Here is a 21,020-nt window from a genome sequence, read left to right as displayed (position 1 = left end):
AGAAAGGGTACCCCAGAGTGCCGTTGCGGATTATGGCCCTTGAACCAGCTGGTTCAAGGCGGATCGGCAATGATAACCGTAGGCTTCTCGGTGCGAGCCAAGCTTGCTCAATAGCTATCAAGTACCAACCCTTGGTTGTTGCTTATCGGCTCAGGGACGTAAATCCCGCTGACAAACACTCCAGGGTAAATTCTTTAGCGATGCAATCCTTGCTTGACGCTACTTAAGGCTTCTTCAATAGAAGCGGTCAATTTTTCCATCCGTTCAGTAAGGAGTACCTGTTGTTGATTCTCTTCACTGAACTTACTGTTGAGTTCATAGCAGATGTTGAGTGCTGCGAAGGTCAACAATTGGGTCTCATTAGTTACCTTAGTACGTTCACTCATCTCTTTCAATCGGCGATCGAGATCTTGAGCCGCGGCAACCAATGCCTGTTCTTGCCCTGCCGGACAGCTGACACGGGTCATTTTGCCAAGAATTTCAACGTCTACCGCTTGGTTGCTCATGATGAATTAACTCTGTAACGCGTTTACTTAGGTATTGTACTCAACAACGACCGAGGAGCAAACTATAGGTAAAGCGCTATGAAGATTCAAGCTTTTCACCATGCCTCTGAGTGAAATGTCATGGCAAAGTGACAGTAATTGGACAATTTGCTTAATTGCTATCCAGAAAACCGTGACGTCGTCGTTTTCGCCCATCGGTCTAAATGGTACGATTGGCGCTACCAATTTTTCATCACAAGACTGAATCATGAGTGAAATTCAATTGCCAAACTATCCACAAGCGTCTGATTTATTAAAAATGGCCAGTTTGGCCGTGACACCTGCTGAGTTACACGGCTTGTTGTGTGGCATGTTGAGCGGTGGATTGCCACTTAACTCTCTGAGTTGGCAGCCAATGCTGTTTGACTACACCAATGATGGTATGGGATGGCCAAGTGAAGCGTTAGCATTGGCCGAGAATCTCTTTAAAGCGACCAGTGCCGAATTGACCAGCAGTGAGATCGAGCTCAATCTACTCTTACCAGATGAATCAGGAGACGAGGCGCTGTTTGCTTTGGCTGATGGCTTGTCTGATTGGGTTAATCACTTTATTTCAGGCCTTGGTCTTGCAGGGGCAACAGTGAACCAAGCGTCGACAGTAGCGAAAGAAGCGCTGTCAGACATGGAAGAAATAGCCCGCCTCGGTATCGACGAAGAAGAAGATTTAGCGGAACAAGCTGAACTGCTCGAACAGGTAATTGAGCACGTTAAAGCGTGCGCTTTGATCATCCACGCAGAATTCGGCGCGAAAGCTGAGAAGCAAGATAACCCAACGATTCACTGAGGGAGTAGGCGATGGCGCAGTATGATGTTGTGATTGCGGGCGGTGCGATGGCAGGAGCCACTTTGGCTTTGGCGATTGCCCATTTGAGTGGGAATAGATTGCGTGTGGCGGTGGTTGAGCCTCATGCGGTAGAGACGCAATCCCACCCCGGCTTTGATTCGCGCTCGATTGCGCTCTCATTCGGTACCGTTACCTTATTGAAACGTTTTGCCCTTTGGGACGAGATGTTGCCTTTCGCCACACCGATCCGCCATATTCACGTTTCTGACCGTTCGCATGCAGGCATGACGGACATTGGCGTGCAAGAAGTGGGGGAGGAGGCGTTAGGCTATGTGGTGGAGCTGGCCGACGTTGGGCGATTTTATCAGCAGCGGCTACAACATCATCCGTCGATTGACGTTTATCTGCCTGATGCCGTTATTGATGTGCAGCGTGACTCGCAACAAGTTCACTTGACGTTGCAAAGTGGCCAATCGTTGACCTCGCGTTTGTTGGTCGCCGCTGATGGGGCCGTCTCGTCTTGCTGTGAGCAACTTGGCCTCGCGTTGCAAAAGCACGATTTCCAGCAAACCGCGATCATTGCCAATATTGTTACTCAGGAGTTGCATCTCGGTCGGGCGTTTGAGCGCTTTACTGAACATGGCCCGCTGGCGCTACTGCCGATGTCTGACAATCGCATGTCATTAGTCTGGTGCTTGCCTCCGCAAGAGGCGGCGCGAGTCATGGCGTTGCCTGACAGCGAGTTTCTCGGCCAGTTGCAACAGGCGTTTGGCTGGCGTTTAGGCGCATTCAAACGAGTGGGGCAACGTGCGAGCTATCCATTGGTATTGCACCATAGAACGCAAAACATTTCCCACCGCTTTGCCGTGGTGGGCAACGCTGCGCAAACCTTGCATCCAATCGCAGGGCAAGGGTTTAATTTGGGTATTCGTGATGTCGCCAGCTTGGCTGAAGAAATTGTCAGTTCAGAGCAAGATGTTGGTGATTACCCAACGCTGATGCGCTTCAAGCAAAGACGCGCAGCAGACCGCCGTAATACGATTCAAATGACCAGTGCCTTAGTGCATATTTTTTCCAATGATTACCTTAGCTTGCGCCTCGGGCGTAATCTTGGCTTAGGGTTGATGGATAATTTTTCGCTGTTAAAACAACCTTTACTTCGCCAGACTTTAGGGCTGGTGAGCCGATAACGAGTAAACAAAGCATGATGCAAAGTGTAGATATTGCCATCATTGGTGGTGGCATGGTCGGACTGGCGTTAGCCGCCGCCTTCAAAGAGAGCGAGCTGCGCGTTGCAGTCATTGAAGGCCGAGTGCCAGAAACACAACTTGGTGAGCTGCCCGATGTGCGTGTGTCGGCGCTGAGTCGTTCGAGCGAAATCATGTTGCGTAAACTCGGTGCTTGGCAAGGCATTATTGAACGCCGTGCGGCGGCTTATCAGTCGATGGAAGTGTGGGAGCAAGACAGTTTTGCCCACATCAATTTTGACGCAGCGAGCATGGCGCAGGATAACCTTGGTCACATTGTCGAAAATCGTGTTATCCAACTGGCTCTGCTAGAGCAGGTGGAAAAAATGGATAACGTGACGCTTTTAATGCCGGCGCAATGCCAGTCTATGGCGGTGGGTGAAAGCGAGGTTTGGCTCTCGCTTGATAATGGCCAGGCGTTGACGGCCAAGTTAGTGGTCGGAGCCGATGGGGCAAACTCTTGGGTGAGACAGCAGCAAGATATTCCGTTAACTCACTGGGACTACGGTCATACCGCGATTGTGGCAAATGTGCGTACCATGGAAGCGCACGAAAGCGTGGCGCGACAAATCTTTACCCCCGATGGCCCGTTAGCCTTTTTACCTATGTCTCAAGGCGACATGAGCTCGATCGTTTGGTCTTGTGAACCGGATAAAGCGCAAGCCTTAATGGCATTGAGTGATGAGCAGTTTAATAAAGCGCTGACCAGTGAATTTGATGTGCGTTTAGGGCTATGTGAAGTGGTTGGCGAGCGCTTTGCTGTGCCACTTAAAATGCGCTATGCACGCGATTTTGTGCGTGAAAGGGTCGCGCTGGTGGGCGATGCGGCGCACACCATTCACCCTTTGGCTGGGCAAGGAGTCAATCTTGGATTGTTGGATGCAGCGAGCTTAGCGCAAGAGGTGCTGGCGTTGTGGCGCAGTGGCCAAGACATTGGTGCTCAGCGCAATTTGCGCCGTTACGAGCGCTGGCGCAAAGCCGAAGCGGCTAAAATGATCGCCGCAATGCAAGGCTTTCGCGATCTGTTTGCCGGGCAAAACCCGCTGAAAAAACTGCTACGTGGCGTGGGGATGACGGTGGCGGGAAAACTGCCGGGAGCCAAGAGTGAAATCATGCAGTATGCGTTAGGTCTGAAAGGAGAATTGCCTGATCTGGCACGTAGGTCTGTGACGCACAATTAAATGCAAGTGGTTGCGCATAAAGATGCAAAAGGGCTGGTTCTCCAGCCCTTCTTTTTGATTCAATCACTATGCTAAGCATAGGCGCATCGAAGCCGCATAATTTCCTGATTCACTTCTTTGACAGTCTGATAATGTTTTTTATCCGCTTTCTCAGGCAAGATGAGTTTTCCGTTATCAAACTCAAACTTGCCCACACCATAGATATAAATTCTTCCCTTAAAAAGACGACTTACATGCTTGGCTATCATACCCGGCGTATAGCGCTTAAACAGTCTCATATAGGTCTCCTTTTTCTCAATCTGCACCATCATTATACCGATTGGCGTATCTGGATAATGTGATATGTGCAGGTCAATATAGAGCTAAGTATTGCGCATTTAGATAATTGTGCTGTCATTGGCGATTTCAAAAGTCAATTGAATGAATTTAGTGATATTTACCCCAAAAACACTATTGATGCCCATCTGAGCGTCTGCAACTGACACGAGAGCCACGGCACATTGACTGATACGTGCCGTATTAGGCAATGGTTTTGTTACAGAAATAAGAATAGTTGATATTTTTTTGTTACGCGAAGCTGAGCTGGAAAGAAAAGAAAAAAAGCCCGCAGCAGCGGGCGAATAGTCACAGATGCATTACACAAAAGTGGATTTACTGAACAGTGTCAGTGGATTCACTTAGGCTGAGATGGTTTTTGTACGAAACTCACTCAGCCAAATCAGAGTAGCCTAATTTAATCCTTGTGACTATTTATGTTTTTTAAATGACTAAAAATTCCATATGAGATTTCTTTAGTTGTGATGTCAGTCAATAAATTGTGAGGGCGTTCACATTGTTTGCATCTCAAACTCAGAGGTCGCTCGGCTCGCGACAGATGGCAGCCAGTTGCGGTTGGCAAAGTGATAGTAAACTTTTCAGTTCCAGTTTGAGCCCTGCCATCAAATTGCCGCTGCTGATCGTCACCCATGGCTCGCTCAGTAGGGTTGAGTCGAACACGATTGGCATGTTGGTCTTTAATAGCAAAGGTGTCACCGTGCCAATCTCATAGCCAGTGATTGCGGCCACTTCGGCTTTGTCGACACACGTCATACGTCGATAACCGAACAGTGCGCGAACTTTTTTCGGATCAACACTGCGATCGCCGGGGGCACAGGCCAACACATAGCGGTCGCTCATATCTCGCAGTAAAATGCATTTTACCATCTGTGCCGGGCGAATCCCTCTTTGTTGAGCCGCGTCTTCAATGCTGGTCGCAGGCCTTTGGTGGGGAAGCAGGTGATAACTCACCTGCTGCTGTTGGAGATACTGCGTGAGCGCGGTAGCGATGGGATCACTCATCGGCCAGGGAATAGGGCAGTGGCAGGATGCGCCAGCGAGTCTCAGGCTGCTCTGCGAGGCGAAGTTCTGTCTCTGGATCGAGGTCGTTTGGCAACACCATCAAGCCTAACGCTTGTTGGTCACTAAATTGATAGCAGTGCATTAGCTCACCCGCTTTACGCCAGTTTTCTCCTACGCTGCGTTCGAGCGTAATTGGCTGCTGTGCGTTCAGAGCGAGCGGACTGTCGCCAGAGACGATATACATCGCGCGTTTGTTGATGCCGCGATATTTGGCACGAGCGACGGTTTCTTGCCCGGTGTAACAGCCTTTCTTAAAGCTTATCCCGCCCACAGCCTGCAGATTGACCGCTTGTGGAATATGTTCACCTTGAGCGGATAGGGGAATGCGCGGCGCTGCCTGTAAAATGTCATACAAATCCCAGAGCGAATGCGTGGTTAAAGGGGCATTGAACTTGGCCAAGAGACTTTCGACTGCTTCTGGTTCAACGATCAAAAGCCACTGTTTGTCCGTCAGTTGCACGGCGGTGGCGTGCTCCAGCGCACGCAGTGGGCCGCGTGCCTCACCGCTAAGTGAGTCAATGCAATCTGTTGCTTTGATGCCGCAGATCCCAAGTAATACTTTTTCGCTGATTTGAAATTCAACTTTGGAAAAAATGGCGTATTTTTTCAGCTCTTGCAGTTCAATTTCAACGGCAGATTGGTCTTGCAGCATGGCGTAGCCATCTTGAAAATGAAACAGACGAAAGGTCGACCAAAGTTTGCCTTTGGCATCGCAGTGTCCACCCCAAACGACTTGATCCGCTTGCAGCGAGACCACATCGCAAGTCACTTGACCTTGCAGGTATGACTTTTTGTCGTTGCCAGTGATGGTCACTAGGCTTAGGTTGTCCAGCAGGCTGACCGCCAATTCTGGCAACGCTTCGCTGCTGCTCAATTCGAGGCGGGAGAACAGATTCTTCCATTGCATAAGAAAAATACCTATCAATACGGTTGGTAATGCGACGATAAGGGATGCTCGCTTGGCATCGCAGCGTCATTTGTCTCTATGTTAATCCGCGCTGCACGCTTTGTCAGCACAGCAAAAACAGGGTTTTATTCAGTAGGTGAGATTGCAGTTTGTGACAGACACACTAGTGGCGGGCTGACAGCCTTGTTACACTCCGCCTCAATAAAAACATAAGGTGAGGAATAACCGATGTACACTACGGAAGAAAAAGCGCGCATCAAATGGGCTTGTCGTCGCGGCATGCTGGAGCTGGATGTGGTGATCATGCCTTTTTTTGAAGAGTGCTTTGAAAGCCTAAGTGAAAACGAACAGCGCGATTTTGTGTCGCTGTTGGAAAGCGATGATCCGGATTTGTTTACTTGGATCATGGGCCACGGACGCAGTGAGAACTTGGGGCATGCCTCAATGGTCGATAAAATTGTCGCTCACAACCTCAGCAAGGTACGTTAATCTTACCTGTTTTTCATCTCGTAAAGCCCATTGGCTCAGTGCTGGCGTGTTCAGTCTTGCTTTGTGGGCTTTAGTCTACTCTTCCTTGCCGCTGGTGACGCTTTTCCCTCTATTCACCATTTTGCTGCAGCGTTATCAAAACCGAGACATCCTCTATCCGCAGTTGTTGGGTCATCTCTCTTTGTCTTTTTCGGGGCGCTTAAAATTGGGCCAGCAACAATGGCAGCTTGCTTGGGTCAATAGTCAGTTCTATTGGTGGTTTATCAGTTTAAAAACCGCCTCGGGTGAACGGTTTTTGATTTGGCGTGACAGTTGTCAAGAAGACGAATATCGCCAACTGCTGGTCGTCATCAAGCAGCTGCAAACGAAAAGGGAGCTAACCTAGCTCCCTTGCATGACTGACAGAACGTAGCAATTAACGCTCTGGGGTGAGAATGGTCGGCGCACTGTGCTCCATTTGCTCAGGATAATCCAAGGTATAGTGCAAGCCTCGGCTTTCTTTGCGTTGCATGGCGCAGCGAACCATCAGTTCCGCCACTTGTAGTAAGTTACGCAGCTCAAGCAAGTTATTGGAAACTCTGAAGTTACTGTAGTACTCGTGTGTTTCTTGCTGCAGCAACTGAATGCGTCGCAGCGCGCGCTCAAGGCGTTTGTCGGTGCGAACGATGCCCATGTAATCCCACATAAACAGGCGCAGTTCATGCCAGTTGTGCTGGATGATCACTTCCTCATCACTGCAAGTCACTTGGCTTTCATCCCAGTTGGGGAGTGAGGGTGCCAGCGTGACGTGCTTGTGTTTTTTCAGCACGTCTTTGGCGGCGGCCCAGGCATAGACCACACATTCGAGCAGCGAATTCGACGCCATGCGGTTCGCGCCGTGCAAACCCGTGTAGCTGACTTCGCCAATCGCGTAGAGATTTTCCAAGTCGGTTTGGCCGTTTTTGTCGACCATAACGCCACCACAGGTGTAATGAGCGGCAGGAACAATTGGAATAGGTTCTTTGGTCATGTCGATGCCTAAATCCATCAGGCGCGAGTAGATCATCGGAAAGTGCTTAGTGATGAAATCGGCAGGCTTGTGGCTGATGTCGAGGTACATACAATCCGCGCCCAGACGTTTCATTTCAAAGTCGATCGCGCGCGCGACGACATCACGCGGTGCTAACTCTTCGCGCGAATCAAAGTCCGGCATAAAGCGCGAGCCGTCTGGACGACGCAGATAAGCGCCTTCGCCGCGCAAGGCTTCTGTCAGCAGGAAGTTGCGTGCTTCTGGATGGTAGAGACAGGTTGGATGGAACTGGTTGAACTCAAGGTTGGCGACACGACATCCGGCACGCCAAGCAATCGCAATGCCGTCTCCCGAGGAAACATCTGGGTTTGAAGTGTACTGATACACTTTGGAGGCGCCGCCCGTAGCCAACACCACAAACTTAGCACGAACCGTTTCGACGTGTTCAGCGTTGCGGTTCCATACGTACGCGCCGATCACCTTGTTTTTGTCGCCGCCAATTTTGTCTTCGGTGATCAAATCAAGGGCGTTATGACGTTCTAAAACTTGGATGTTGGGGTGATTGTGCGCGTTGTCTTGCAAGGACGTTTGCATCGCCATGCCCGTGGCGTCGGCAGCGTGCAGGATGCGTCTGTGGCTGTGTCCGCCTTCTCGGGTGAGGTGATAGCGTGGCTCGTCATCGGAGTCATCTTCTTCTCGATCGAAAGGCACGCCGCCATCAATCAGCCATTGCACACACTCTTTGGCATTCTCGGCGATAAACTTCACCGTCTCTCGCTCACACAGTCCATCGCCAGCAATCAGCGTATCTTGGATATGCGACTCGATACTATCTGACTCGTCAAAAACAGCGGCGATACCACCTTGTGCGTAAAACGTCGCGCCTTCGCTGCGTGGCCCTTTACTCAACACGATAACTTTACAGTGATTGGCGACTCGCAAGGCTAACGATAAACCCGCAGCACCACTGCCCACCACTAACACATCACATTCATGTTCACGGTTTGCGTTCATAAAATTTTCAAAATCCCGAGCTAAAGTGAACTGGTTCACTTTGGTATATTCAGCACCTCATGTGCATCCAATCTGCATAACACACCGAACACTGTCGGCGAAGAAAAGCCCTAGTCAGCACAAACCGCCATTGCATTTCTCACTCTGTCCATCCAGAATCAATGGCAAAGCGTGTTTATTACATCACATCACGAACCAATATTGACAAAATATTTAAGAAAGCGTGGAACTTTCTTGTTGGTCGCAAGTCACAATAGTGCTCAAGTAAACAGTGGTGTCAATACTACATTATGCATAATTATTGCCCATATCTGTGAAGAGAAGGGTCATAACGAATAGGAGTATCCGCTCGAATGAACGAGCAGCTTACCGATCAAGTATTGATTGAGCGAGTTCAGAGTGGCGATAAGCAAGCATTCAACCTCTTGGTGATCAAGTACCAAAATAAAGTATGCAATCTTATTTCCCGATATGTCAGTAATCCTGGTGATGTCCCCGACGTTGCTCAGGAAGCTTTTATTAAAGCTTATCGTGCGATTCCAAGTTTTCGTGGCGAAAGTGCCTTTTATACTTGGCTATATCGAATTGCGGTAAACACTGCCAAGAACCATATTGTTGCGCAGAGTCGTCGTCCTCCTGCCACTGATGTGGATGCTGAAGAAGCTGAATTTTATGAGACAAGTAACGCCTTAAAAGAAATATCGAACCCAGAGAACTTAACGTTGTCCAACGAACTGAAACAAGTCGTTTTCGATGCGATTAATGCGTTACCCGAAGATTTGAAAACCGCAATGACTTTGCGCGAGCTAGATGGCTTGAGCTATGAAGAAATTGCAGAAGTGATGGATTGCCCTGTAGGAACGGTACGTTCGCGTATCTTCCGTGCTCGTGAGGCGGTGGAAAAGAAAATTCAACCTCTTTTACAACGCTAGTACCAGTAATAACAATGGTGAATTAAGAATGGCTGATAAAGAAAAGCTCTCGGCACTCATGGATGGTGAAACAGTCGATTTGGCCTTGTTGCGAGAAATCGAGCAAGATCAAGACAGCCTTGACTCTTGGCGTCATTATCATTTGATTGGTGATGTGATGCGTGGAGAAGGACCAAGCCAGCCACAATGGAATATCGCTGAAAGTGTTGCCTTAGCATTGGAAGACGAGCCGGTACATAGTACTCATCAGCAGCGCATTGTGGAACTGAGTCAAGTTCCGCGTGAATCGCAGCCCACTCCGCGAGAAGCGAAAAAGCAGCTACCTGCTTGGCTCTCTCAATTTGGTCAGGTGGCGATTGCAGCGTGTGTTTCACTGGCGGTGATCATCGGTGTTCAGCAATATGGCGGCGGTGATTCTAGCGTGCCTCAAGCGGAACAGTTACCTGTCTTGCAAACCATTCCTTTTGCAGGCAGCGCAGAGCCTGTGAGCTTGACACGCGAATCGGTAGAAAAATCGATGAGTGATGCGTCTTTGCAAGAGCAGCGTAAGCGGGTTCATGCTATGTTACGCGACTACGAACTCCAGTTAAGATTAAATAGTGATTCATCCATGCTTGAGGATGAGCAACTTAAATCGGAAATTGAATGAAGAAATTCCTGTTCAGCGTTTGTGCTCTGTTCAGTGTGATGACTCCTCAAGCCTTTGCTAGCGACAAGCCAGCAGAGGCTTTGTTGCATCAAATGAGCGAAGCCAGCCAAAATTTGAGCTATGAACTAGCTTATATTCTCATCAAGAAGAACAGCATCGAGCCTTTGTTGTACCGTCATGCCAACAAAGATGATCTGCAATATGCGCATCTGGTCTATTTAAGTGGTCCGGTACGTGAAGTGATCAAACGGGGCAGTGAAGTCAGTTATATCGAACCGGGCATTGAGCCTTTCACCATCGAAGCCGGAGAAATGGTTGCTCCCGTGATGCCCATGCTTGGCAGCGACATTGAACATCTGCATCGTTACTACGATTACGTTCAAGTGGGCCGAGCACGTGAAGCGGGCACGCCTTCGCAAGTGATCCGGATTGTTCCTAAAGACGGCTTGCGTTATTCCTACGTTATGTGGATCGATGAACAGAGCAAGTTGCCATTGCGAGCTGATTTGGTGGATCGTGATGGGGAAGTACTTGAGCAGTTTAGAACCATCTCCTATTCCGTTAATCAACAGATTGCTGAGCTGATGAGCGGCTTGAAAGATGTCCAGTTGCCTGCAGTACTGAGCTTACCTAAAGGTGCCGTCGATCAAAGTAATTGGAAAGTCTCTTGGGTGCCGGAAGGGTTTGAGCCGAATGAACTCAATCGTTACCGTTTAGGGTTAACAGAACAGATGGTTGAGAGCCAACTGTTTAGTGACGGTTTGTTCAGCTTTTCTGTGTATGTCAGTGAAAAAGATGCTCATTCGCTCAAAGGGCAATTGGTGCGCCAAGGGCGCCGTACACTCAATAGTGCAGTGCGTGGTAACTACGAGATCTCCGTGGTGGGTGATATTCCTCCCGCCACAGCGCAGCGTATTATCCAATCTGTGACCTTCTCCACCTTGCAGGTTAAGGAGAGCTCGCAATGATGACGGCACTGGCGACGGTCACTCAAGTGACTGCTCAGCAACAGCATTTTTCAGTTGAACTGAGCTGCGAGCAGCAAACCAGTTGTAATAGTTGCGCCTCACAAAAGAGCTGTGGCACAGGTATTGTCAGTAAAGCCGTGGGAAAAAAAGCGTTAGCGTGGCACCTGCAAACCCAGCAGCCTTTGCAGGTGGGAGAAGTGGTCGAAATCGGCATCTCAGAACAAAACGTGCTGCGCTCGGCATTGATTGTCTATGTTGTCCCTTTAATGGCGTTGATATTAGGCGCCATGATTGGCCAGTTATTGTTGGTTCCTTTGCTTGGATTGGGGGAAGGGATCGTCATCGCCGCTTCGGCCATCGGGGCTGGATTGGGCTTATTGACAGCGAAAAAACTCGCCAGCGCTACTGAACAGCAAAGCGCACAACAGGTTATTTTGCTGCGAACCTTCGGTGCGCCTATTGCCTAAATTATGATGCGTCCCGCCCTGAAATTGGGTAGAATCTGCCAACTTAACAGAAATGCCGCCTTTGAGCGGCGTTTCTATGTCCCAGAATTAAAGAGTTTAGTCACCCCAAATCTATGAAGCACATTCGTAACTTTTCGATTATCGCCCATATCGACCACGGTAAATCGACCCTATCAGACCGTTTAATCCAAGTTTGTGGTGGATTGAGCGACCGTGAAATGGCAGAGCAAGTTCTAGACTCAATGGAACTTGAACGTGAGCGTGGTATCACCATTAAAGCGCAGAGTGTGACACTCGACTACCAAGCTAAAGATGGTGAAACCTACCAGCTTAACTTTATCGATACTCCAGGGCACGTGGACTTCTCTTACGAAGTATCGCGCTCGCTAGCGGCTTGTGAAGGCGCTCTGCTGGTGGTGGATGCTGGTCAAGGGGTAGAAGCTCAGACGCTTGCGAACTGTTACACCGCTATCGAAATGGATCTGGAAGTGGTGCCAATTCTGAACAAAATTGACCTGCCAGCAGCCGAACCTGAGCGTGTGGCGGAAGAGATCGAAGACATCGTCGGTATTGATGCCATTGATGCGGTTCGTTGTTCAGCCAAGACGGGTTTGGGCGTTGACGAAGTGCTGGAGAAGATTGTTTCTGCCATTCCAGCTCCAGAAGGCGACCCAGAGGCGCCGCTGCAAGCGCTGATCATCGATTCTTGGTTTGACAACTATCTTGGTGTGGTGTCGCTGGTGCGAATCAAACACGGTCAGTTGAAGAAGAACGACAAGATCAAAGTGATGAGCACGGGTCAGGTGTGGGGCGTGGATCGCCTTGGTATTTTTACGCCAAAACAAATCGATACCACCGAGCTCAACACTGGCGAAGTAGGCTGGGTTGTTTGTGGTATTAAAGACATTCTTGGCGCGCCAGTGGGCGATACCTTGACGCTGGCAAAAAATGGCGCAGAAAAACCGCTGCCGGGCTTTAAGAAAGTCAAACCACAGGTGTATGCAGGTCTATTCCCTGTCTCTTCTGATGACTATGAAGCGTTCCGTGATGCCCTTGGCAAACTGAGCCTCAACGACGCTTCTCTGTTCTATGAGCCTGAAACATCAGCGGCACTTGGCTTTGGTTTCCGTTGTGGCTTCCTTGGCATGCTGCATATGGAGATCATCCAGGAGCGTCTTGAGCGTGAATACGATCTTGACTTGATCACCACCGCGCCGACCGTAGTGTATGAAGTACTCAAAACCAACAAAGAAACCATCTATGTCGATAGCCCAGCGAAACTGCCGGCCATTAATGACGTTGATGAGATTCGCGAGCCGATCGCGCGTTGTAACATTCTTGTGCCAGCGGACTACCTCGGTAACGTCATTACCTTGTGTATTGAGAAACGTGGCACGCAGGTTGACATGGTTTACCATGGTAACCAAGTGGCGCTAACCTACGATATTCCAATGGCTGAAGTGGTACTGGATTTCTTCGACCGCTTGAAATCAACCTCACGTGGTTACGCCTCGCTTGATTACGGTTTCCAACGCTTTGAAGCGTCAGACATGGTGCGCGTAGACGTTCTGCTCAACGGCGACAAAGTTGACGCGCTGGCGATCATCACTCATAAAGATCAATCGCAGACGCGTGGTCGTCAGTTGGTTGAGAAAATGAAAGAGTTCATTCCTCGCCAAATGTTTGATATCGCAATTCAAGCGGCCATCGGCAACCACATTATCGCCCGTTCAACCGTGAAACAGCTGCGTAAGAACGTATTGGCGAAATGTTACGGTGGCGACGTGAGCCGTAAGAAAAAACTGTTGAAGAAGCAGAAAGAAGGTAAGAAACGCATGAAGCAGATCGGTAACGTTGAGCTACCGCAAGAAGCGTTCCTTGCGATTCTGCATGTGGGTAAAGATTAATTTCCTTGAACTTTATCCGCCTGACATCGGTCATACGACGATAGAAACTGAACAAGTGAAAGGGTTCTCGCCCTTTCACTTTCGTATTTTTTAGATAAGGGAAGTCAATGGCGACGATATTTTCACATCTCCTGGTTATCGCCACTCTAGTGACTGGCGTCATTTGGGTACTAGAAAAGCTGGTTTGGAGCAAACAACGTCAACAGAAAGTGGCGGAAATTGAAGCGCAAACCAACGCAGGTCTGGATGCCGCGACACTGGCAAAAGCGAAAATGCAGCCGTGGTGGATTGAAAATGGCGTGTCGATTTTTCCAGTGATCGGTTTTGTACTGATTCTGCGCTCTTTTATCTATGAACCGTTCCAAATCCCATCGGGTTCTATGATGCCAACCTTGCTGGTCGGCGATTTCATCTTGGTGGAAAAGTACGCGTACGGCTTGAAAGATCCGGTATGGCGCACTCAATTGGTCGAAACGGGCAAACCGGAACGTGGTGATATTGTGGTGTTTAAATATCCGCCTTCACCGAACGTTGATTACATCAAACGTGTCGTCGGTTTACCGGGAGATACGGTGCGCTACGACAGAAACAAAGAACTTTGTATTCAGGCGAAAGGGCAGAATGAATGCCAATTGGTGGCGCGCAACAATGTGGTTGAGAGCGAGTTCTCGCAAGGTGGCATTCCCCTCATGCAGTTGGATGAAACCTTGGGCGAAGTGAAACACCGGATTCTGATTGATACTACGCGCAGCGATCGCATCAGTGCTTATCGTCCTCGTAGTGGCGTAAACGAATGGGTGGTTCCACAAGGGCACTATTTTGTCATGGGCGACAACCGTGATAATAGCGCTGACAGCCGATTCTGGGGCTTTGTGCCAGAAGCGAACTTGGTGGGTAAAGCCGTCGCTATCTGGATCAGTTTTGAATTTGATCGCAGCGCCGACAGTTTCTTGCCATCATGGATCCCAACCGGAGTGCGTTTTAACCGCATCGGCGGCATTCACTAACATAAATGACTATCGAGAGAGTATGAATTCTCCTATTGATCAACTAAGTAAGAAGCTCGGCTATCAATTTAACGATGCTGAGCTGATCAATCTGGCGCTGACTCACCGCAGCGCCAATGGTAAACACAATGAACGTCTTGAGTTTCTGGGCGATTCAATTTTAAGTTTTGTCATCGCTGATGAACTCTATCACCGCTTTCCCAAAGTGAATGAAGGGGATATGAGCCGCATGCGTGCGACCTTAGTGCGCGGAAACACATTGGCAGAGCTGGGCCGTGAGTTTGGTCTGGGAGATTACTTAAAATTAGGTCCAGGTGAGTTGAAGAGTGGCGGTTTTCGTCGCGACTCGATTCTGGCTGATGCGGTCGAAGCCATTATTGGCGCCATTTATCTGGATAGCGATCAGGAAGTGGTCCGTGGCATCGTCTTAAGCTGGTACAACACTCGCCTAGAAGCCATTAAGCCTGGCGTATCTCAAAAAGACCCAAAAACCCGCTTGCAGGAGTTTTTACAAGGCAGAAGAAAACCGCTGCCGGTCTACACAGTGACTAATATTAAAGGTGAAGCACACAACCAAGAATTCACGGTTGAGTGTGATGTCGCAGGTATGGACAAGCCTGTGATCGGAAAAGGTACCAGCCGCCGCAAGGCAGAACAAGCGGCTGCTGAAACGGCTCTGGAGCAATTAACCAATGGCTGATAACGAATTCGATATCGACGCGTTTTTCGCATCAGAAGAGAAGCAACAACCTTCTTCGCCTGAGAATCAACACTGTGGTTTTATCGCCATTGTTGGTCGTCCTAATGTGGGGAAATCCACCCTGCTCAATAAGATCTTAGGGCAGAAGATTTCCATTACCTCACGCAAGCCGCAAACCACGCGTCACCGTATTATGGGTGTCGATACGCAAGGTGATTACCAAGCCATCTACGTTGACACGCCGGGGCTGCACATTGAAGAGAAGCGTGCCATCAACCGTTTGATGAACCGCGCCGCTAACTCGTCACTGAGCGATGTTAATCTGGTGTTTTTCTTGGTCGACGGTACCAACTGGACGGCTGATGATGAGATGGTGTTGACCAAGTTACAAAAAGCCAACTTCCCTGTCGTGCTGTGCGTGAACAAAGTGGACAACGTGCAAGATCGCAATGAAGTGATGCTGCACATGATGGAGATGTCGAAGAAGATGGACTTCGTTGATGTGGTGCCCATTTCCGCCAAACAAGGTAAGAACATTGACGTGCTGCGCAAGCACGTGCGTGAGCATCTCCCTAAAGCGGTACACCACTTTCCTGAAGAGTATGTTACCGATCGCTCACAGCGTTTTATGGCGTCTGAAATTGTGCGTGAAAAGCTGATGCGTTTTACAGGCGAAGAGCTGCCATACTCGGTTACGGTGGAAATTGAACGCTTTGACTACAACCCGGAAACCGACGGTTTTCATATCAATGCGCTGATCTTGGTTGAGCGCAGTGGTCAGAAGAAAATGGTGATCGGGAAAGGTGGCGAGAAGATCAAAACCATCGGCCGCGAAGCGCGTCTGGATATGGAAGAGCTGTTTGGCCGCAAAGTCTACCTAGAAACGTGGGTGAAAGTGAAATCTGGCTGGGCAGACGATGAACGCGCCTTGCGCTCGCTCGGATACATTGATGATCTGTGATTGGGCAGGCGAACGTGTCGCTCCGCAATCATGACCGTAGGGAGCCAACTGGCTCCTTATTTTTATGGATGAAACAGTCGCAAAATGAACCCAAGTGACGGCTTACAACGCTGCTTTATTTTGCATCGTCGCCCTTACAGCGAATCGAGCCTGATCCTCGACGTTTTTAGCGAGGAGTATGGTCGGCTGACTATTTTGTCGAAAGGCGCGCGTAGCAAGCGTTCCAATTTAAAAGGGGCGCTGCAGCCTTTTACCCCGCTATTGCTCAAATGGTCAGGCAAAGGGTCAATGAAAACTCTGCGCCAAGCCGAGCCGATCAGCCTTGGCTTGCCACTCTCGGGGATCTCCCTGTATTCGGCCATGTACGTTAACGAGCTGATTGGACGTGTTTTGGCGGCGGAAGTGGCGATGCCGGGGTTGTTTCATGATTATCTATTTGCGTTAACTGAGTTGGCGCAAAACGACAACCCAGAACCCGCTTTGCGCCGTTTTGAACTGGCGCTGCTGTCAGCGATGGGTTACGGCGTGGATTTTTTGCACTGCGCAGGCAGCGGTGAAGCGGTCGCCCCCGACATGACTTACCGTTATCGTGAGCAAAAAGGGTTTATTGCCTCAGTACGTATGGATAATCTGACTTTTTACGGCAATGAACTGATTGCGATTAGCGAGCGGCGCTTTGTTACCCGAGAACAACTTAAAGCGGCAAAACGCTTTACACGTATAGCCTTAAAGCCGTATCTTGGCGGCAAACCTTTAAAAAGTCGGGAATTGTTCATACAGACACGAATTCCCCGAGCAAGGAGTATTGAAAAATGAGCTCAATTTATCTGGGTGTTAACATCGATCACGTCGCGACATTGCGTAATGCCCGTGGGACTAAGTACCCTGATCCTGTCCACGCCGCAGAAATTGCCGAGCGCGCAGGTGCCGACGGTATCACCGTTCACCTACGTGAAGATCGTCGCCATATTAACGATCGCGACGTGCGCCTTTTGAGCGAAACCATCCAGACGCGAATGAATCTGGAAATGGCCGTCACCGACGAGATGGTTGAAATTGCCCTGCAAACTAAACCGGAATACGTCTGTTTGGTGCCTGAAAAGCGTGAAGAGCTGACAACCGAAGGCGGTTTGGATGTGGCTGGTCATCTGGAGAAGGTCAAAGCGGCGACGCAAAAACTGACTGACGCGGGCATCAAAGTGTCACTGTTTATCGATGCCGACCGTGAGCAAATTGATGCGGCGAAAGCTTGTGGCGCGCCGTTTATTGAGTTGCACACTGGTCACTATGCCGACGCAGAAACCGAAGCGGATCGGCTCAACGAACTGAAGAAAATCGCCGCTGGCGCCAGCTATGCAGCCGATCTGGGCATTACAGTGAACGCCGGTCACGGCCTCACTTATCACAATGTGGCACCGATCGCTGCGTTACCGGAGATCTACGAGTTGAACATCGGCCATGCCATCATTGGTCGTGCGGTGTTTGACGGGCTAGAAAAAGCGGTCGCAGATATGAAAGCGATCATGGTTGCGGCTCGTAAGTAAGATGGCAATTGTAGGGCTTGGCACTGACATTGCTGAAATCGAGCGGGTGGAAAAAGCACTCGCTCGCAGTGGTGAAGCCTTTGCCGAGCGCATTCTGAGCCAATCTGAACTGGCGGTGTTCCACTCGACGAAGCAGCAAGGGCGCTTTCTTGCCAAACGCTTTGCGGCGAAAGAGGCGGCATCCAAAGCCTTAGGCACGGGCATTGCTCATGGCGTGACCTTTCATGATTTCACCGTCAGTAATGATGAGCATGGCAAGCCTTGTTTGCATCTTTCCGGTAAAGCGTTGCAGCTTGCTGAGCAGAGACAGGTTGTCCATAGCCATTTGTCGATTTCCGATGAGCGCCACTATGCAGTGGCGACCGTGATCTTCGAATCGTAGTGGTTTATCGTGAGCGGAATTTTTCCTTCCGCTCCTCTTTTCTCATCCCTTTCAAAGACGAGTGTCTCTCTAGTTGAGATAAAACTGTGCAGTGGCGGTAACTTTGACCATCTCATCTTGCAGTTCGAACAGCTCAGGCTCAAGTTCGGCCAACTCAACCCCCGAGCGCAATGCGTGCTCTAGCGTAGCGCACAGTGATTTCAGGCGTGGTACACCGCAGTAAGAGCTGCTGCCATGCAGTTTGTGAATGACATGAATTAACTCATCTCGCGGATACTGGCTGTCGTCCAGTGCCTGTTCGACTATCTGTTCAACATCGGGAATAAACTCGGTCAGCATTCTAAGCATGTCTTTAGCGAGGTCTTCTTTGTTGGCGGACTGTTTCAACGCCGCCTGCCAATCAATAATCACGTCCGCTTTGTGCTCTGTTTGCGACGTTGTCGTTGGCTCTTGGGCGACTTCGGCGTAGCAAGGGCCGATTTTGTTGAGTTGTTGATCGCAAGTGTTGGGATTCCAATGCACAAGAACCTGCTGCAAGATGTGCTCTTCGATTGGTTTGGTCAGATAGTCATCCATCCCCGCCTTGAGCAGGCGATCTCGCTCTCCACTCATGGCATGCGCGGTGACGGCAATCACCGGAGTTTGGTGATTAAGCTCTCTTTCCTTGATCTGCTTACACGCCGTGACTCCATCCATTTGTGGCATCTGGATATCCATAAAGATCAGATCAAATGGCGTTTTGCTCGCTAACTCGACCGCTTCTTGCCCGGAACTGCACGCCACGACGTGTGTCACACGCTCGGCTAAAAGGGCGGTGATCAGTTTGAGGTTGGCTGGGTTATCGTCCACGGCGAGTACGGTGAGTGCGGCTTTATCCTCTTGCAGTGTCGGCTGACTTTGCTCAAGTTCTGGTTGAGCGGTTTGTGTGGCGATTAAGCTTTGCAACAGCTTTCGGCGGCTCAGTGGTTTGGTCAAACACTGCACATCAAAATGTCCCAGCAGTTGATCGGCCAGCGCCAGTTCGGTACTAGGAATGCCGAGCACCGTGTTGGCGGACAGTTGCAGCGCACGGCTGAGCCAGTTTTCGATGGTGTGCAAGTCGTAGCTTTGATTGGCGGCCAAGTTGAGCAGAACGAAATCGTAGGTTTTGCTCTCATCTGGCAAGGTCGAGCGGTAGACCACGTGAATGCCTTCTTGCGCCAATAGTTGCTGCGTGACTGCCGCCGCTTGCATGTTGGGCTCCACCAACAATAGCTCTTTGCCTTGCAGATACTCGGATTCGAGCAGGTCACTCATTGGCATTTGCGTTGAGTGCAAACGCAGAGTGAACCAGAAGGTTGAGCCTTGGTGCAGGCGGCTGGTGAGGCTGATTTCCCCGCCCATTTGGCTGACCAGTTTTTGTGTAATAACCAGACCTAACCCAGTACCGCCGTAGCGACGTGAAATACTCGCGTCTGCTTGGCTAAAGGCTTGGAAGAGCTGCGCTTGTTGGCGCTCTGAGATGCCGATGCCAGTGTCTCGCACCATAAATTGCAGATCGACCGCATCGCCTGCTTGGGCGCGCATTTCGACGCTGACATCAATGTTGCCTTTTTCGGTGAACTTAATCGAGTTACCGACTAAGTTGGTCAGTACTTGCTGAATACGCAGCGGGTCACCCACCAGACCGGGAGGAATTTTCGGATCCACTTTTAAGGTGATCTCCAACCCTTTTTCGTGGGCGCTGGTGGCTTGCAAGCTGATCACCTCTTCCAAGCTCTCTCGGAAATCGAACGGAATGTTTTCCAGCGCCAACTTACCCGCTTCCAGTTTAGAGAAATCGAGAATGTCGTTGATGATGTTGAGTAGGTTGTTGGCCGATTTTTCAATGGTTTGCAGATAATCGGTCTGGCTGTTGGTCAACTGAGTTTTGAGCATCTGACGAGTAAAGCCGATCACACCATTGAGTGGAGTGCGCAGCTCGTGAGACATGTTAGCCAAAAATTCCGATTTTACCCGCGCCGCTTCTTGGGCGCGTTTTTTGGCAATATCCAGTTCGACGTTCTGAATTTCGAGCTGTTCAAGCGTTTCGCGCAAATCGGAGGTTGCTTGGTCGATGCTGTGCTGCATCTCAACATGGTATTCCGAGAGCGAGACGGCCATGGCGTTAATGCCGTTTTTCAGTGAATCCAGCTCACCATGCATTTTGCCTTCGATGCGAATGTCCAACTGGCCGCGGCGGATGCGGTCCACCACGTTTTTCATATGGGTAATCGGTTGGGTAACATCTTGCATCAGGCGCGAGGCGAACACGCTAGCCAGACCAAGGCCAAGTATTAACACTAAAAAAGCGGAGAAGACTTCTTGGTATTGCTGCAAGCGCAGTGACGAGAGATCCATCTCGACCGCGATGTAGCCGACCGCGCGCGTGGCTTGCTCGGGTTCGACCAAGTTGCTGAGATAGTGCCCCTCGGAAAGGATCGGAACTCGTAGAATCATGGTGGTGTCGTGCAGCTCAGAATCGCCCAGCAGCGGAATCGGCTTGTCTTTGGGAAACGTCAGTGATTCGAAATTGGGGTGAAAGTTGGAAGTAACAAACAGCTCATGATGGCTATCAAATACGGCGATACTGCGCACCAGCTCAGAGTTTTTGCGATGGGCGTAACTGATCAAGCGGCGCACCGCTTCACGGCTTTCGCTCAAAAGATGAGGCTCGCTGGCAATCGCCAGGGGCTCAATGATGCTGTTACCGGTGGTGATCACCTGACGTTCCAGATCCCGATATCGATTAAAAGAGAAAAAACTGCTGAGCAATAGACCTATGATTAAGGTCGGAGCGAGAGTAAGAGTAATTACGCGGGCACGTAAGCCATATCTGGTCATGTTATCTAATTACATCAAGGTCGGGATATGGGAAAATAGGCGTCACAAAAAGCGAAGTGACCCAATC

22 protein-coding genes and 1 other RNA gene are annotated in these 21,020 nt (G+C 49.9%); 16 read left to right on the top strand and 7 right to left on the bottom strand.

Going from position 1 to position 21,020, the window contains the following annotated elements:
• Nucleotides 1–5: 5 nt before the first annotated feature.
• Together ssrS and EWA64_RS06320 are read right to left on the bottom strand one after the other, a co-directional pair.
• Nucleotides 6–190, bottom strand: a non-coding RNA gene (ssrS, locus tag EWA64_RS06325) — 6S RNA.
• Nucleotides 191–194: 4 nt separating this feature from the next.
• On the bottom strand, nt 195–506 hold the full coding sequence (locus EWA64_RS06320) for a cell division protein ZapA (protein ID WP_045571254.1): 312 nt from the start codon (nt 504–506) through the stop codon (nt 195–197).
• A 247-nt stretch (nt 507–753) separates the two neighbouring features.
• Between EWA64_RS06320 and EWA64_RS06315 the strand changes: the two genes are divergently transcribed.
• The 3 genes from EWA64_RS06315 to EWA64_RS06305 are packed head-to-tail and all read left to right on the top strand — an operon-like array spanning nt 754 to nt 3,757.
• The gene (locus tag EWA64_RS06315) at nt 754–1,329 is read left to right on the top strand and encodes a YecA/YgfB family protein (RefSeq protein ID WP_061893207.1); all 576 of its coding nucleotides are present in this window, start codon (nt 754–756) and stop codon (nt 1,327–1,329) included.
• Nucleotides 1,330–1,340: 11 nt separating this feature from the next.
• Nucleotides 1,341–2,519 carry a 2-octaprenyl-6-methoxyphenyl hydroxylase gene (gene ubiH / locus EWA64_RS06310; protein ID WP_061893208.1) on the top strand — a complete coding sequence of 393 codons (1,179 nt, stop codon included), beginning with the start codon at nt 1,341–1,343 and terminating at the stop codon, nt 2,517–2,519.
• A 14-nt stretch (nt 2,520–2,533) separates the two neighbouring features.
• Entirely contained in the window at nt 2,534–3,757 is a 1,224-nt protein-coding gene (locus EWA64_RS06305; RefSeq protein ID WP_061893209.1) for an FAD-dependent 2-octaprenylphenol hydroxylase, read from the top strand.
• A 71-nt stretch (nt 3,758–3,828) separates the two neighbouring features.
• Here the strand turns inward: EWA64_RS06305 and EWA64_RS06300 are convergent, their stop codons facing one another.
• The 3 genes from EWA64_RS06300 to ygfZ form a co-directional block, all read right to left on the bottom strand.
• The gene (locus tag EWA64_RS06300) at nt 3,829–4,035 is read right to left on the bottom strand and encodes a DUF1107 domain-containing protein (protein WP_039430501.1); all 207 of its coding nucleotides are present in this window, start codon (nt 4,033–4,035) and stop codon (nt 3,829–3,831) included.
• Between the two features lie 571 nt (nt 4,036–4,606).
• On the bottom strand, nt 4,607–5,095 hold the full coding sequence (locus tag EWA64_RS06295; protein WP_061893210.1) for an aminoacyl-tRNA deacylase: 489 nt from the start codon (nt 5,093–5,095) through the stop codon (nt 4,607–4,609).
• On the bottom strand, nt 5,088–6,062 hold the full coding sequence (gene ygfZ / locus EWA64_RS06290; protein WP_061893211.1) for a tRNA-modifying protein YgfZ: 975 nt from the start codon (nt 6,060–6,062) through the stop codon (nt 5,088–5,090). The genes EWA64_RS06295 and ygfZ overlap by 8 nt, the downstream gene beginning before the upstream one ends.
• A gap of 228 nt (nt 6,063–6,290) precedes the next feature.
• Here ygfZ and EWA64_RS06285 point away from each other — a divergent pair, with 228 nt between their 5' ends.
• Nucleotides 6,291–6,551, top strand: a complete 261-nt coding sequence (locus EWA64_RS06285; protein WP_039430498.1) for an FAD assembly factor SdhE — start codon at nt 6,291–6,293, stop codon at nt 6,549–6,551.
• Nucleotides 6,442–6,936, top strand: coding sequence for a protein YgfX (locus EWA64_RS06280; protein WP_369435818.1), 495 nt, complete (start codon nt 6,442–6,444; stop codon nt 6,934–6,936). Before EWA64_RS06285 ends, EWA64_RS06280 begins: the two co-directional genes overlap by 110 nt.
• A 30-nt stretch (nt 6,937–6,966) precedes the next feature.
• On the opposite strand, the gene nadB is transcribed toward EWA64_RS06280, so the two are convergent.
• Nucleotides 6,967–8,574 carry an L-aspartate oxidase gene (nadB, locus tag EWA64_RS06275; RefSeq protein WP_061893213.1) on the bottom strand — a complete coding sequence of 536 codons (1,608 nt, stop codon included), beginning with the start codon at nt 8,572–8,574 and terminating at the stop codon, nt 6,967–6,969.
• A gap of 353 nt (nt 8,575–8,927) precedes the next feature.
• Here nadB and rpoE point away from each other — a divergent pair, with 353 nt between their 5' ends.
• From rpoE to acpS, 11 genes are all read left to right on the top strand, one after another.
• Complete coding sequence (rpoE, locus tag EWA64_RS06270) at nt 8,928–9,506, top strand: RNA polymerase sigma factor RpoE (RefSeq protein ID WP_039430495.1); 579 nt, start codon at nt 8,928–8,930, stop codon at nt 9,504–9,506.
• 28 nt (nt 9,507–9,534) lie between these two features.
• Nucleotides 9,535–10,155, top strand: a complete 621-nt coding sequence (locus EWA64_RS06265) for a sigma-E factor negative regulatory protein (RefSeq protein ID WP_039430494.1) — start codon at nt 9,535–9,537, stop codon at nt 10,153–10,155.
• Entirely contained in the window at nt 10,152–11,123 is a 972-nt protein-coding gene (rseB, locus tag EWA64_RS06260; RefSeq protein WP_061893214.1) for a sigma-E factor regulatory protein RseB, read from the top strand. The genes EWA64_RS06265 and rseB overlap by 4 nt, the downstream gene beginning before the upstream one ends.
• Complete coding sequence (locus tag EWA64_RS06255) at nt 11,120–11,590, top strand: SoxR reducing system RseC family protein (RefSeq protein WP_061893215.1); 471 nt, start codon at nt 11,120–11,122, stop codon at nt 11,588–11,590. Before rseB ends, EWA64_RS06255 begins: the two co-directional genes overlap by 4 nt.
• A gap of 113 nt (nt 11,591–11,703) precedes the next feature.
• Nucleotides 11,704–13,497 carry a translation elongation factor 4 gene (gene lepA, locus EWA64_RS06250; RefSeq protein ID WP_061893216.1) on the top strand — a complete coding sequence of 598 codons (1,794 nt, stop codon included), beginning with the start codon at nt 11,704–11,706 and terminating at the stop codon, nt 13,495–13,497.
• Between the two features lie 107 nt (nt 13,498–13,604).
• Complete coding sequence (lepB, locus tag EWA64_RS06245) at nt 13,605–14,504, top strand: signal peptidase I (RefSeq protein ID WP_061893217.1); 900 nt, start codon at nt 13,605–13,607, stop codon at nt 14,502–14,504.
• Between the two features lie 22 nt (nt 14,505–14,526).
• On the top strand, nt 14,527–15,204 hold the full coding sequence (rnc, locus tag EWA64_RS06240; protein ID WP_061893218.1) for a ribonuclease III: 678 nt from the start codon (nt 14,527–14,529) through the stop codon (nt 15,202–15,204).
• A complete protein-coding gene (gene era / locus EWA64_RS06235) occupies nt 15,197–16,165 on the top strand; it encodes a GTPase Era (RefSeq protein WP_061893219.1) in 969 nt (322 codons plus the stop codon). Before rnc ends, era begins: the two co-directional genes overlap by 8 nt.
• A gap of 84 nt (nt 16,166–16,249) precedes the next feature.
• Nucleotides 16,250–16,981, top strand: coding sequence for a DNA repair protein RecO (gene recO, locus EWA64_RS06230; protein ID WP_061893220.1), 732 nt, complete (start codon nt 16,250–16,252; stop codon nt 16,979–16,981).
• Entirely contained in the window at nt 16,978–17,709 is a 732-nt protein-coding gene (gene pdxJ, locus EWA64_RS06225; RefSeq protein ID WP_061893221.1) for a pyridoxine 5'-phosphate synthase, read from the top strand. Before recO ends, pdxJ begins: the two co-directional genes overlap by 4 nt.
• 1 nt (nt 17,710) lies before the next feature.
• Nucleotides 17,711–18,091, top strand: coding sequence for a holo-ACP synthase (acpS, locus tag EWA64_RS06220; protein WP_039430485.1), 381 nt, complete (start codon nt 17,711–17,713; stop codon nt 18,089–18,091).
• Between the two features lie 69 nt (nt 18,092–18,160).
• On the opposite strand, the gene barA is transcribed toward acpS, so the two are convergent.
• Complete coding sequence (barA, locus tag EWA64_RS06215; RefSeq protein WP_061893222.1) at nt 18,161–20,953, bottom strand: two-component sensor histidine kinase BarA; 2,793 nt, start codon at nt 20,951–20,953, stop codon at nt 18,161–18,163.
• Nucleotides 20,954–21,020: the final 67 nt, after the last annotated feature.

This window comes from Vibrio cidicii (assembly GCF_009665415.1).
Taxonomy (GTDB): domain Bacteria; phylum Pseudomonadota; class Gammaproteobacteria; order Enterobacterales; family Vibrionaceae; genus Vibrio; species Vibrio cidicii.
Note: the sequence above shows the minus strand (reverse complement) of the source record. Positions and strands in the feature narration are given on the sequence as shown.

Coding starts and splice junctions, on each gene's coding strand:
- EWA64_RS06320 (WP_045571254.1), bottom strand. CDS start 506: ATGAGCAACCAAGCGGTAGACGTTGAAATTCTTGGCAAAATGACCCGT.
- EWA64_RS06315 (WP_061893207.1), top strand. CDS start 754: ATGAGTGAAATTCAATTGCCAAACTATCCACAAGCGTCTGATTTATTA.
- ubiH (WP_061893208.1), top strand. CDS start 1,341: ATGGCGCAGTATGATGTTGTGATTGCGGGCGGTGCGATGGCAGGAGCC.
- EWA64_RS06305 (WP_061893209.1), top strand. CDS start 2,534: ATGATGCAAAGTGTAGATATTGCCATCATTGGTGGTGGCATGGTCGGA.
- EWA64_RS06300 (WP_039430501.1), bottom strand. CDS start 4,035: ATGAGACTGTTTAAGCGCTATACGCCGGGTATGATAGCCAAGCATGTA.
- EWA64_RS06295 (WP_061893210.1), bottom strand. CDS start 5,095: ATGAGTGATCCCATCGCTACCGCGCTCACGCAGTATCTCCAACAGCAG.
- ygfZ (WP_061893211.1), bottom strand. CDS start 6,062: ATGCAATGGAAGAATCTGTTCTCCCGCCTCGAATTGAGCAGCAGCGAA.
- EWA64_RS06285 (WP_039430498.1), top strand. CDS start 6,291: ATGTACACTACGGAAGAAAAAGCGCGCATCAAATGGGCTTGTCGTCGC.
- EWA64_RS06280 (WP_369435818.1), top strand. CDS start 6,442: ATGATCCGGATTTGTTTACTTGGATCATGGGCCACGGACGCAGTGAGA.
- nadB (WP_061893213.1), bottom strand. CDS start 8,574: ATGAACGCAAACCGTGAACATGAATGTGATGTGTTAGTGGTGGGCAGT.
- rpoE (WP_039430495.1), top strand. CDS start 8,928: ATGAACGAGCAGCTTACCGATCAAGTATTGATTGAGCGAGTTCAGAGT.
- EWA64_RS06265 (WP_039430494.1), top strand. CDS start 9,535: ATGGCTGATAAAGAAAAGCTCTCGGCACTCATGGATGGTGAAACAGTC.
- rseB (WP_061893214.1), top strand. CDS start 10,152: ATGAAGAAATTCCTGTTCAGCGTTTGTGCTCTGTTCAGTGTGATGACT.
- EWA64_RS06255 (WP_061893215.1), top strand. CDS start 11,120: ATGATGACGGCACTGGCGACGGTCACTCAAGTGACTGCTCAGCAACAG.
- lepA (WP_061893216.1), top strand. CDS start 11,704: ATGAAGCACATTCGTAACTTTTCGATTATCGCCCATATCGACCACGGT.
- lepB (WP_061893217.1), top strand. CDS start 13,605: ATGGCGACGATATTTTCACATCTCCTGGTTATCGCCACTCTAGTGACT.
- rnc (WP_061893218.1), top strand. CDS start 14,527: ATGAATTCTCCTATTGATCAACTAAGTAAGAAGCTCGGCTATCAATTT.
- era (WP_061893219.1), top strand. CDS start 15,197: ATGGCTGATAACGAATTCGATATCGACGCGTTTTTCGCATCAGAAGAG.
- recO (WP_061893220.1), top strand. CDS start 16,250: ATGAACCCAAGTGACGGCTTACAACGCTGCTTTATTTTGCATCGTCGC.
- pdxJ (WP_061893221.1), top strand. CDS start 16,978: ATGAGCTCAATTTATCTGGGTGTTAACATCGATCACGTCGCGACATTG.
- acpS (WP_039430485.1), top strand. CDS start 17,711: ATGGCAATTGTAGGGCTTGGCACTGACATTGCTGAAATCGAGCGGGTG.
- barA (WP_061893222.1), bottom strand. CDS start 20,953: ATGACCAGATATGGCTTACGTGCCCGCGTAATTACTCTTACTCTCGCT.